This is a genomic window from Pseudomonas sp. KB_12, assembly GCF_052114545.1.
Taxonomy (GTDB): domain Bacteria; phylum Pseudomonadota; class Gammaproteobacteria; order Pseudomonadales; family Pseudomonadaceae; genus Aquipseudomonas; species Aquipseudomonas brassicacearum.
Map to the genome: position 1 here is coordinate 1 of NZ_JBFREY010000005.1, position 12488 is coordinate 12488.

Consider the following 12488-nt stretch of genomic DNA (forward strand, 5'->3'; position numbering starts at 1 on the left):
GAGTTCACGCTCAGGCCCTGGTCAACAATCATCTTGCAGACTCTTAGCTTGAAAGCGGCGTCGAATTTTCTGTACTTCTTGGTCATGGAATATTCCTCAATAGGTGTAGTTTCACCTATTGAGGTGTCCGGGACTATTAGACCAGCTCATGCCGCCATCGCGAGCAGGCTCGCTCCCACAGAGAATCTGTGCCGAACACAAATTTTCTGTTCTCTGAAGATCCAGTGTGGGAGCGAGCTTGCTCGCGATGACGGTGGCACATCCAACATCGACGCAAGCTGACCCACCGCTTCGCGAGCAAGCTCGCTCCCACAATGGGTCACGCTTGATGCTTAGTGATGCTCACGCGTCGCGCGGAATTTCACGTCCGGCCAGCGCTCTTCCATCAGCGCCAGGTTGACTCGGGTCGGGGCCAGGTAGGTCAGGTGACCGCCGCCATCGAGCGCGAGGTTTTCCACGGCTTTGTTGGAGAATTCCTCGAGTTTCTTCTTGTCGTCGCATTCGATCCAACGAGCGGAGTACACGGTGATCGGCTCGTAGGAGCACTCGACCTTGTATTCCTCTTTCAAGCGGCTGGCGACGACGTCGAACTGCAGCACACCGACCGCACCGAGGATGATGTCGTTGCTGCGGGTCGGGAAGAACACCTGGGTGGCGCCTTCTTCGGCCAGTTGCTGGAGGCCCTGGCGCAGTTGCTTGGACTTGAGCGGGTCCTTCAGGCGCACGCGGCGGAACAGTTCCGGGGCGAAGTGCGGGATGCCGGTAAAGCCCAGGGCTTCGCCTTCGGTGAAGGTGTCGCCGATCTGGATGGTGCCGTGGTTATGCAGGCCGATGATGTCGCCAGCAAAGGCTTCTTCCAGTTGCTCGCGTTCCGAGGAGAAGAAGGTCAAGGCGTCGCCGATGCGCACGTCCTTGCCGGTGCGCACATGGCGCATCTTCATGCCTTTTTCGTATTTGCCGGAACAGATGCGCATGAAGGCGATGCGGTCGCGGTGCTTGGGGTCCATGTTCGCCTGGATCTTGAACACGAAACCCGAGAACTTCTCTTCCACCGGTTCCACGGTGCGCTCGTTGGCGACACGGGCCAGCGGGCGCGGGGCCCAATCGACCACGGCGTCGAGCACATGGTCCACGCCGAAGTTGCCCAGGGCGGTACCGAAGAACACCGGGGTCAGTTGGCCGTCGAGGAACTCCTGCTGGTTGAACTCATGGCAGGCGCCCTGCACCAGTTCCAACTGGTCGACGAAGCGGTCGTACTCGTCGCCCAGGTGCGCGCGAGCCTCGTCGGAATCGAGCTTCTCGATGATCTTGACGTCGGTGCGCTCGTGCCCGTGACCGGCGGTGTAGACGATGATGTAGTCGTCGGCCAGGTGGTACACGCCCTTGAAGTCGCGGTAGCAACCGATCGGCCAGGTGATCGGCGCGGCCTTGATCTTCAGGACCGCTTCGATCTCGTCGAGCAGTTCGATCGGGTCGCGGATGTCGCGGTCGAGTTTGTTGATGAAGCTGACAATCGGTGTGTCCCGCAGGCGGCAGACGTCCATCAGCGCGATGGTCCGTGGCTCGACGCCTTTACCGCCGTCGAGGACCATCAGCGCCGAGTCCACTGCCGTCAGGGTGCGGTAGGTGTCTTCGGAGAAGTCTTCGTGGCCCGGGGTGTCGAGCAGGTTGACCATGTGATCGCGATACGGGAACTGCATGACCGACGTGGTAATGGAAATACCCCGTTGTTTTTCCATTTCCATCCAGTCGGAGGTGGCATGGCGGTCGGATTTGCGAGATTTCACCGTGCCGGCGACCGCAATCGCCTTGCCCATCAGCAAGAGCTTCTCGGTGATGGTGGTCTTACCGGCATCGGGGTGGGAAATAATGGCGAAAGTGCGGCGTTTCGCGACTTCGGCGGCCTGTTTGGTCATGGGAAATCGCCTGGCAGGTGATTCAAAAAAGGGCGGCGATTATAGCTCAACTTGTGCCAGGAACCGAACCGTTGAGCACATCCAGGGTGGCCAGATCTTCCCTGGCATGGGAACCTTTTGCCGCGTGGAGGCGTCCACCCCCCTGTTACGGCTATTCGTCAGGGGCTGAAAAATCAGCAAGTTAGCCTGACGAGGCTGCGCTCATGGCTCGATTTACCTGCCGTTTTACCGGTATGGAAAAGAGCTGCTTCTCGCGAACGTTTTCCCGGCAACCAGTGATGGTTTGCCGCCCGGGAACGCGTGCGCCGACTGAAAGACAAAGGAGTCCGCCTGTGGCTATCCGCTATGGCAAAGGGCTTATCGGGGGTGCGGTCGTCGTCGCGCTCCTGGCCCTGTTGGTCCACTGGATCGGCATCGATACGATCCAACGCTACCACGACGATCTGCTGTTCTACCTGCAAGCGCACCTGCTGCTTGTCCTGGCCTCCATGCTGGCGGCCCTGCTCGTGGGCATCCCTGCCGGCATCGCCCTCAGCCGCCCCGGCCTGGTCGGGCGCGCCGAACGCTTCATGCAAGTGTTCAACATCGGCAACACCGTGCCGCCCCTGGCCGTGCTGGCCATCGCCCTGGGCATCCTGGGCATCGGCAGCGGGCCCGCCATCTTCGCCCTGTTCCTGGCCTCGCTGTTGCCCATCGTGCGCAATACCTATGAAGGCCTGAAAAACGTCCAGGGTTCCCTCAAGGAAGCCGCCGTCGGCATCGGCATGACCCCGCGCCAGGTGCTGTGGAAAGTCGAATTGCCCAACGCCGTGCCGATCATCGTCGGTGGCGTGCGCGTGGCCCTGGCGATCAACGTCGGCACCGCGCCGCTGGCGTTCCTGATCGGCGCCAACAGCCTCGGCAGCCTGATATTCCCCGGCATCGCCTTGAACAACCAGCCGCAGCTGTTGCTCGGCGCGGCCTGCACCGCCCTGCTGGCGCTGCTGCTCGACGGCCTGGTGACACTGGCCAGCCGCCTCTGGCTGGAACGCGGTCTGCGACCGTCATAAGCCGGCTGGATAAAGGAAATCGTTTATGAAGAAGTTGAGCTTGATACTGGGCTGTGTCCTGCTGTTCGCAGGATTCGCCCAAGCCGCTGAAAAACCGCTGATCCGCCTCGGCGCCCGGGTGTTCACCGAACAGACGCTGCTGGCGGAAATCACCGCGCAATACCTGCGCAGCAAGGGCTACGACGCGCAAATCACCGGCGGCCTGGGCAGCAACCTGGCCCGCAGCGCCCATGAAACCGGGCAACTGGACATGCTCTGGGAATACACCGGCGTGTCGCTGGTGGCCTACAACCACGTCACGGAAAAACTCGACAGTGCCCAGTCCTACGCCCGGGTGAAAGAACTCGACGCGAAAAAAGGCCTGGTCTGGCTGACACCGTCGAAATTCAGCAACACCTACGCCCTGGCCCTGCCGGAAAAAATCGCCCGCCAGTACCCGCAGATCAACAGCATCAGCCAGTTGAACACGGTGCTGCAGGCCGAAGCCGATGACAATCATCTGGTGGCCCTGGACACCGAGTTCGCCAACCGCTCCGACGGCCTGGCGGGCATGGTCGAGCAGTACGGCATGAACCTGACCCGCAAGAACATCCGGCAGATGGACGCGGGCCTGGTCTACACCGCCCTGCGCAACGGCCAGGTATTCGCCGGCCTGGTGTACACCACCGACGGCCGGTTGAACGCGTTCAAGCTGAAGTTGCTGGAAGACGATAAGCATTACTTCCCCGACTACACCGCCGCGCCGGTGGTGCGCCAGGCGTACCTCGACGCGCACCCGCAACTGGCCGCGCAACTCAAGCCCCTGGCCGAGCTGTTCGACGATGAAACCATGCGCCAGCTCAACGCCCGCGTGGACGTCAACCACGAAAGCCCTTCCACCGTTGCCGCCGATTTCCTGCGCCAGCATTCGCTGCTCTCAACCCAATGACCTGGAGGAAAAGCCATGGATTTTCTTGACGCCTTTTCCCATCTGGACTGGCCGCTGGTACTGCACCTGACCTGGCAGCACATCACCCTGGTGGGCATCGCCGTGACCCTGGCAATTGTTGTCGGTGTGCCGCTGGGCATCTTCATGACCCGCTTCCCGACGCTCGCCGGCCCATTGCAGGCCAGCGCCACGGTGCTGCTGACGATTCCGTCGATTGCGCTGTTCGGCCTGCTGTTGCCGTTCTATTCCAAGTTCGGCCAAGGCCTGGGCCCGATGCCGGCGATCACCGCGGTGTTTCTCTATTCGCTGTTGCCGATCATGCGCAACACCTACCTGGCCTTGACCGGCGTCGAACCGGGCATCCGTGAGGCCGCCCGTGGCATTGGCATGACCTTCGGCCAGCGCCTGCGCATGGTCGAACTGCCCATCGCCGTGCCGGTGATCCTGGCCGGCGTGCGCACCGCCGTGGTCATGAACATCGGCGTCATGACCATCGCCGCCACCATCGGCGCCGGTGGCCTGGGCGTGCTCATCCTCGCTTCCATCAGCCGCAGCGACATGTCGATGCTGATCGTCGGCGCCGTGCTGGTCAGCCTCCTGGCCATCTTCGCCGACCTGCTTCTGCAATGGCTGCAACGCTCGCTGACCCCTAAAGGATTATTGAAATGATCGAACTTCAAAACCTCAGCAAAACCTTCAAGAGCAACGGCAAAGACGTCAAGGCCGTGGACTCGGTGAACCTGACCGTCAACGAAGGCGAGATCTGCGTGTTCCTCGGGCCGTCGGGCTGTGGCAAAAGCACCACGCTGAAGATGATCAATCGCCTGATCCCGCCCACTTCGGGCAAGGTGTTGATCAACGGCGAGGACACCACCGGCCTGGACGAAGTGACCCTGCGCCGCAACATCGGCTATGTGATCCAGCAGATCGGCCTGTTCCCGAACATGACCATCGAGGAAAACATCACCGTAGTCCCACGACTGCTCGGCTGGGACAAGCAGAAATGCCACGACCGCGCCCGCGAGCTGATGAGCATGATCAAGCTCGAACCCAAGCAGTACCTGCATCGCTACCCCCGTGAACTGTCCGGTGGCCAACAGCAACGGATCGGCGTGATCCGGGCCCTGGCGGCCGATGCGCCGCTGCTGCTGATGGACGAACCCTTCGGCGCGGTGGACCCGATCAACCGCGAGATGATCCAGAACGAGTTCTTCGAGATGCAACGGGCGCTGAACAAGACCGTGATCATGGTCAGCCACGACATCGACGAAGCGATCAAGCTGGGGGACAAGATTGCGATCTTCCGCGCAGGCAAGCTGGTCCAGTTCGATCACCCGGACACGCTGCTGGCCCATCCGGCCGACGAGTTCGTCAGCAGCTTCGTCGGCCAGGACAGCACGCTCAAGCGCCTGCTGCTGGTCAAGGCCGAAGACGCGGCGGACAACGCTCCGTCGGTCAGCCCCGAGACGCCAGTGGGTGAGGCGCTGGAGTTGATGGACGAACATGACCGTCGCTACGTGGTGGTCACCTGTGCCGAGAACAAGGCCCTGGGGTATGTGCGCCGTCGCGACCTGCACCGCCAGACCGGCACCTGCAGCCAATACCTGCGCGAATTCAACGCCACCGCTGCCTATGACGAACATTTGCGGATCCTGCTGTCGCGCATGTACGAGTTCAACCGCTCGTGGCTGCCGGTGCTGGACGCCGAACGGGTATTCCTCGGGGAAGTGACCCAGGAATCGATTGCCGAGTACCTGAGCTCCGGACGTTCGCGCGGGGGCAAGACCAGTATTGTCTCGCCGGCCGAGACTGCGTTGGCCTGATCGGCCACGACTGCTTTTGTGGCGAGGGAGCTTGCTCCCGCTGGGTCGCGCAGCGGCCCCAAAAAAGCGATGAGCGCTTCGCACTCAAGCGGGAGCAAGCTCCCTCGCCACAAAGGCAAAAGCCATATTGAGCAAGGTCGAATACCAATCCAAGGGAACATCAATCTGTCACGCAGGTCGGTTACATCATGAGCTGTCGCGGGCCGCACGACGGATGTGTGCAAAAACGCGACATTTTTAGTTGATCTCAGGCCCCTCACGCCCTAAAGTTCGCGCCGAACGTCCATGCTGGAAACGATCCATCCGGCTCAAGTACTGACGACGAGACAGCAAGGCCAAGGGAATCACGCATCCCATGGCCTTTTTGCTTTCGGCGACATGCCTTGGGAAGTAGGCGAACCAAAGTGGGGATACGGAGGACGTTCACGAGGGCTGCTTGCCCTCACACCCATTGATCCTGATGTTTGCCAGTAGGAGTCCCAAGTATGTCGATCCAGGTCGAAGATTATTTCGCGCGCGAAACCTTCCAGAAAATGAAAGCGTTCGCCGACAAGCAGGAAACCCCGTTCGTGGTGATCGACACCGCGATGATCTCCAAGGCCTATGACGACCTGCGCGCCGGTTTCGAATTCGCCAAGGTCTACTACGCCGTCAAGGCCAACCCGGCGGTGGAAATCATCGACCTGCTCAAGGATAAAGGCTCGAACTTCGACATCGCCTCGATCTATGAGCTGGATAAGGTCATGAGCCGTGGCGTCGGCCCGGACCAGATCAGCTACGGCAACACCATCAAGAAATCCCGCGACATTCGCTACTTCTACGAGAAGGGCGTGCGCCTGTATGCCACCGACTCCGAAGCCGACCTGCGCAACATCGCCAAGGCCGCGCCGGGCTCGAAAGTCTATGTACGGATCCTCACCGAAGGCTCGACCACCGCTGACTGGCCGTTGTCGCGCAAGTTCGGCTGCCAGACCGACATGGCCATGGACCTGCTGATCCTGGCCCGCGACCTGGGCCTGGTGCCGTACGGCATTTCGTTCCACGTCGGCTCGCAACAGCGCGACATCAGCGTCTGGGACGCGGCCATCGCCAAGGTCAAGGTGATCTTCGAGCGTCTGAAGGAAGAAGACGGCATCGTCCTGAAGCTGATCAACATGGGTGGCGGCTTCCCGGCCAACTACATCACCCGCACCAACAGCCTGGAAACCTACGCCGAGGAAATCATCCGCTTCCTCAAGGAAGACTTCGGCGACGACCTGCCGGAAATCATCCTGGAGCCGGGCCGTTCGTTGATCGCCAACGCCGGTATCCTGGTCAGCGAAGTGGTGCTGGTGGCGCGCAAGTCCCGTACCGCCGTCGAGCGTTGGGTGTACACGGATGTGGGCAAGTTCTCCGGCCTGATCGAAACCATGGACGAAGCCATCAAGTTTCCGATCTGGACCGAGAAGAAAGGCGAGATGGAAGAAGTGGTCATCGCCGGGCCTACCTGTGACAGCGCTGACATCATGTATGAAAACTACAAGTACGGGTTGCCGTTGAATCTGGCCATTGGGGATCGCCTGTATTGGCTGTCGACCGGGGCCTATACCACTAGCTATAGCGCGGTGGAATTCAATGGCTTTCCGCCGCTGAAATCGTTTTACGTGTGATGTGTTTGGGGCTTGAACCTCCATAGCTCTTACCCTGTTGCGTAATAAAAAACGGCGCTTTTTTCAGAAATGGAAAGCGCCGTTTTTTTTGATGGGTTGGTGTGTAGATCCGTTATTTAGGTAACGGCTGCTTATGGTTCCGCTCTTACAGCGGGTCACTTTCGAAAAGCCCGGAAGCCGGCCCAGTCGAAAGTAACCAAAGCGCTTCTGCCCCACCACTCGGTGCCTCGCTAAGGCTCGGCATGCCCTCACTCCGGCATTGCTCCGTTCAGCCAGCGTGGTTAACGGGGCGCCCGAGATCAACGTCCACCGCGAGGCGGCCTAGTAGCCGACCTGGTTCTTCTGGTCGTACACCCATCAGATATGTTTGAGCTGGGCCTGTGGGAGCAAAGCTTGCTCGCGATAGCGGTGGCTCAGTCAATGAAGATGTTGGATGTACCGACCCCTTCGCGAGCAAGCTCGCTCCCACTGGGGGGCTCTGGATGCACACAAATATTGTGTCTACTGAAGATCCAATGTGGGAGCGAGCTTGCTCGCGATAGCGGTGTCCCAGTCAATGAAGATGTTGGATGTGCCGGCCTCTTCGCGAGCAAACTCGCTCCCACAGGATTTCGTCGCCGGGGGCGGGCAAAAGGTCCGCTCATGCAAATGATCGAGGCTTTTGGGTGTGTTTATGAATGCTTCTCGATAACACACGGCATAATGCACGCCGTGATGAACAGTAAATGAACAAGGCGAGCGACGTGTTGAAGAAAACCCTGTTCCAGTTGCACTGGTTTTTCGGCATCAGTGCCGGGCTGGTCCTGGCGTTGATGGGCGTTACCGGGGCGGTGGTGTCGTTCCAGGATGAAATCCTGCGGGCCTTGAACCCGCAGGTGCTGATGGTCGAGAAGCAGCCGGCCGGCGTCCTGCCGCCTGCCGAACTGGTGGAACAGATCGAGGCCACCTCCGGCAAGACCGTCGCCATGCTCTGGGTCGAGACTGACAGCGGCAATGCCGCGCGGGTGATCTTTGCGGCGCCGCCTGGGGAAAAACGTGGCGCCATGCGCTATTTCAACCCTTACAACGCGCAGTTCATGGGCGATGTGACGGGCCAGGACTTCTTCGGCTTTATGCTCAGGTTGCACCGCGTCCTGACCCTGGATGATGTCGGTCGGCAAATCACCGGTGCCTGCACGCTGATCCTGGTGTTTTTCTGCCTATCCGGGCTGTACCTGCGCTGGCCGCGCCAATGGAAAAGCTGGCGCGCCTGGCTGACCCTCGACTGGGGGAAAAAAGGTCGGAGCTTCAATTGGGACCTGCACTCGGTGGCGGGCACCTGGTGCCTGGCGTTCTATCTGCTGGCGGCCCTGACGGGGCTGACCTGGTCCTACGAGTGGTACAACAAAGGCGTGACCCGCCTGCTCTCCGATTCGCCGAAAGAGGAACGAGTGCGCAATCGCGGCCCGGCGCCGAGCGGCCCACTGCCCGCGGCCGATTACCGGGCCATGTGGAGCAGCATCTACAGCGCCGCCGGCCCGGGGCTGTCGGCCTATAACGTGCGCATGCCGCCCGTGGCCGGGCAACCGGCGACCGTGTTCTACCTGCTGAAAAACTCGCCGCACGACCGGGCGCTGAACCAGCTCACCCTCGACCCGGCCACCGGCGTCATCAGCCGGCACAGCCGCTACAGCGACAAGAGCCTCAAGGCGCAGTTGCTGACCAGTGTCTATGCCCTGCACGTCGGCAGTTACTTCGGCCTGGTCGGACGGATCCTGATGACCGTCGCCGCGCTGACCATGCCGCTGTTCTTCATCACCGGCTGGTTGCTGTACCTGGATCGCCGCCGCAAGAAGCGCCACGTCAGAAACGCCCGCCAGGCCCTCATCGCCAACCCGGGCAATGCGCCGGCCTGGCTGATCGGCTTCGCCAGCCAAAGCGGTTTCGCCGAGCGACTGGCCTGGCAGACCGCCGGCCAACTCCAGGCCGCCGGCTTGCCCGTGAAGGTCCAGCCACTGGCCGGTGTGCGTGAGCAGGACCTGAACGACGCCACCCATGCGCTGTTTGTCGTCAGCACCTTTGGCGACGGCGAAGGGCCGGACAGTGCCCGCGGTTTCGAACGCAAGGTGCTGGGCCAGGCCCTGAGCCTGGAACGCCTGCAGTATTCGGTGCTGGGCCTGGGCGACCGGCAATATGAACACTTCTGCGGCTTCGCCCGGCGCCTGCACGCCTGGCTGGCGGAACACGGCGGCAAGACCCTGTTCGCGCCGGTGGAAGTGGACAGCGGCGACCCTTACGCCCTGCGTCACTGGCAACAACAATTGGCGGAGCTGACCGGCCAAGCCCCGTTGGACACTTGGCAGGCGCCAAGCTTCGAAAACTGGACCCTCAGCCAACGCACCCTGCTCAACCCCGACAGCAGCGGCTCGGGGGTATACCTGCTGGGCTTCACCGCCCCCGGCCCGAGCAGTTGGCTGGCCGGTGACCTGGTGGAAATCCTGCCGCGCAATGACCTGTTGGCCATCGAGCATTTCCTCGACGGGCTCGGCCTCTCCGGGCATGCGCGCGTGCAGGTCGATGGCCTGTCCCAGAGCCTCGACCAGGCCCTGGCGAACCGCCAACTCCCGGAAAACCGCGCCCATCTGGTCGGCCTGCATGCCCAGGCACTGGTGGATGCCCTGGCACCGTTGGCGATACGCGAGTACTCCATCGCCTCGATCCCGGCCGACGGCGTGCTGGAACTGATCGTGCGCCAGGAACGTCACGCCGACGGCAGCCTGGGCATCGGTTCCGGCTGGCTGACCGAACACGCACCACTGGGCAGCGCCGTCAGCCTGCGGCTGCGCCGCAACAGCAGCTTCCACCTGCCGGCCCAGGGTGTGCCGATGATCCTGCTGGGCAACGGCACTGGCCTGGCCGGCCTGCGCAGCCTGCTCAAGGCGCGCGTCACCGAGGGCATGCAGCGCAACTGGCTGCTGTTTGGCGAGCGCAACCGCGAACACGATTTCCACTGCCGCGATGAGCTGCAGGAATGGGTGACCTCAGGCGACCTGGAACGCCTGGACCTGGCCTTCTCCCGGGATCAGGAGCAGAAAGTCTACGTCCAGGACCGCCTGCTGGAATCGGCCGCGCTGCTCAAGCAATGGCTGGCCGACGGCGCGGTGATCTACGTCTGCGGCAGCTTGCAGGGCATGGCATCCGGGGTGGATCACGTGCTCAACAACGTGCTGGGACGCGAGGAAGTGGAGCGGCTGATCGAGCAGGGGCGGTATCGGCGGGATGTCTACTGACAGACACCCATTTTAAGTACCCCTTGTGGGAGCAAAGCTTGCTCGCGATAGCGGACTTTCAGTCAGCCATTTATTGACAGATGTACCGTTATCGCGAGCAAGCTTTGCTCCCACAGAGGCTTTTCCCACAGAGGTTCCTGACGCGACTGACAGTCAAACCGGCTGCAACTTCTTCTCGAACACCGCCACGCCTTCCAGGTCCCGCAACACCACGCTCATCTCCCCGCTTGGCCCGTCGATGTTCACCTCGCCAAAGAACTGATACCCGGCAAACGGCGAGGTGTTCTGGGCCGGCGGGGCTTTCTGGAACACCACTTCGGGGCCGAAGGTCTTGTCCAAGGCATTGGGCCCGAAGCTGCCGGCGTTCAATGGCCCGGCGACGAACTCCCAGAACGGTTCGAAATCCTGGAACGCGGCGTGTTCGGGGTGGTAATGATGGGCGGCGCAATAGTGGACGTCGGCGGTGAGCCAGACGTAGTTGCGCACCTGATGCTTGCGCAGGTACCCAAGCAGTTCGGCGATCTCCACTTCACGCCCCTGGGCCGCGCCCGGGTCACCGTTGGCGACCGCTTCCCAACGCGGCACGCCGGGGCTGACTTCGCCATCCGGCACACCCAGGCCAATGGGCATGTCGGCGGCGATGACTTTCCATTGGGCACGGGACTGCTTCAATTCGCGCTTGAGCCAATTCAACTGCTCACGCCCCAGGAACGGTTTGGCCGCGCCGAGGTTGGCGTCGTTGGCTTCGCGGTAGCTGCGCATATCCAGCACGAACACATCCAGCAGCGGCCCGTAACCGAGCTTGCGGTAGATCCGCCCGCCGCCGTCGGCCTTTTGCAGGCGCATCGGCGCGTATTCCAGCCAGGCCTGTCGCGCACGCCCCACGAGGCTGTGGATATCCTTGGTCTGGTAGCGCTCGTCCAGTTGCTTGCCCGGCGACCAGTTGTTGACCACCTCATGGTCGTCCCACTGCCAGATCTGCGGCACTTCGGCGTTGAAGCGACGGACGTTTTCATCCATCAGGTTGTAGCGATAGTTGCCGCGATACTCATCCAGGGTCTCGGCAACCTTGCTCTTGGCTTCGGTGGTGAGGTTGCGCCAGACCCGTCCACCCTCGGCGGTGATTTGCGCCGGCACCGGGCCGTCGGCGTAGATGGTGTCGCCGCTGTGGATAAAAAAGTCCGGCAGGCGCAGGCGCATGGCTTCGTAGATGCGCATGCCGCCAATATCCGGGTTGATGCCGAAGCCCTGGCCGACGGTGTCGCCGCTCCAGACAAACCGGATGTTGCGCTTGAACTGCGGCACGCTGCGCAGGTGGCCGAGCCAGGGTTCGCTGGCGACACCGCTCTGGGCGTCTTCGAAATGCACCCGGTAGAAAATTGCTTGGTCGGGCGGCAGCCCGGCGAGTTCGACCCGGGCAGTGAAATCACTGCGGGCGTCGGCCATGGGCGAGACGAAGCGCCGCGGATTGCTGAATTGGCTGCGGGTGTCCCACTCCACCACCATCCGCGCCGGACGGTCGCTGCGGCTCCAGATCATCGCCCGGTCGCCCTGCAAGTCGCCCGATTGCACACCGTCGGTGAGCACCGGCCGATCCTTGACCGAAGCCATCACCGCCGGCGCCAGCCCCGGCAACAACAACCCCGCCCCCACGGCTTGCATCACACGGCGGCGGCCCAGGTCGAATTCGCTCATGGTGTTCTCCCTTGAAATGGGAAAACTTAAGCATGGCTCTGTGAAGTGGGTGTGACAGGAATTTTATGCCCCCCCAAAAACCACTGTGGGAGCGAGCTTGCTCGCGATGGCAGGGTGTCAGGCAACCTATTTGTCGACTGATACACCGCTATCGCGAGC

Annotated in this window: 8 protein-coding genes; 6 read left to right on the plus strand and 2 right to left on the minus strand. The window is 61.8% G+C overall.

The genetic code is table 11. The features are described from left to right. Positions 1-332: 332 nt before the first annotated feature. The gene (locus AB4Z20_RS04105) at positions 333-1916 is read right to left on the minus strand and encodes a peptide chain release factor 3 (RefSeq protein WP_253471594.1); all 1584 of its coding nucleotides are present in this window, start codon (positions 1914-1916) and stop codon (positions 333-335) included. A gap of 332 nt (positions 1917-2248) precedes the next feature. On the opposite strand from AB4Z20_RS04105, the gene AB4Z20_RS04110 reads away from it, so the two are divergent. The 6 genes from AB4Z20_RS04110 to AB4Z20_RS04135 all read left to right on the plus strand — a co-directional run bounded on the left by AB4Z20_RS04110 (position 2249) and on the right by AB4Z20_RS04135 (position 10634). Beyond that, positions 2249-2965: an ABC transporter permease gene (locus AB4Z20_RS04110; protein WP_018611332.1), complete on the plus strand. Its 717-nt coding sequence runs from the start codon at positions 2249-2251 to the stop codon at positions 2963-2965. A 25-nt stretch (positions 2966-2990) separates the two neighbouring features. Further along, positions 2991-3893, plus strand: coding sequence for a glycine betaine ABC transporter substrate-binding protein (locus AB4Z20_RS04115; RefSeq protein WP_253471589.1), 903 nt, complete (start codon positions 2991-2993; stop codon positions 3891-3893). Between the two features lie 15 nt (positions 3894-3908). Then, positions 3909-4562 carry an ABC transporter permease gene (locus AB4Z20_RS04120; protein WP_024616353.1) on the plus strand — a complete coding sequence of 218 codons (654 nt, stop codon included), beginning with the start codon at positions 3909-3911 and terminating at the stop codon, positions 4560-4562. Then, positions 4559-5716, plus strand: coding sequence for an osmoprotectant ABC transporter ATP-binding protein OsmV (locus AB4Z20_RS04125; protein WP_442089367.1), 1158 nt, complete (start codon positions 4559-4561; stop codon positions 5714-5716). Before AB4Z20_RS04120 ends, AB4Z20_RS04125 begins: the two co-directional genes overlap by 4 nt. A gap of 485 nt (positions 5717-6201) precedes the next feature. Then, positions 6202-7365, plus strand: a complete 1164-nt coding sequence (locus tag AB4Z20_RS04130; RefSeq protein WP_018611340.1) for a type III PLP-dependent enzyme — start codon at positions 6202-6204, stop codon at positions 7363-7365. Positions 7366-8108: 743 nt separating this feature from the next. After that, positions 8109-10634, plus strand: a complete 2526-nt coding sequence (locus tag AB4Z20_RS04135) for a PepSY domain-containing protein (protein ID WP_442089430.1) — start codon at positions 8109-8111, stop codon at positions 10632-10634. 153 nt (positions 10635-10787) lie between these two features. Here the strand turns inward: AB4Z20_RS04135 and AB4Z20_RS04140 are convergent, their stop codons facing one another. Beyond that, positions 10788-12329: an alkaline phosphatase D family protein gene (locus tag AB4Z20_RS04140; protein ID WP_253471585.1), complete on the minus strand. Its 1542-nt coding sequence runs from the start codon at positions 12327-12329 to the stop codon at positions 10788-10790. Between the last annotated feature and the right edge of the window lie 159 nt (positions 12330-12488).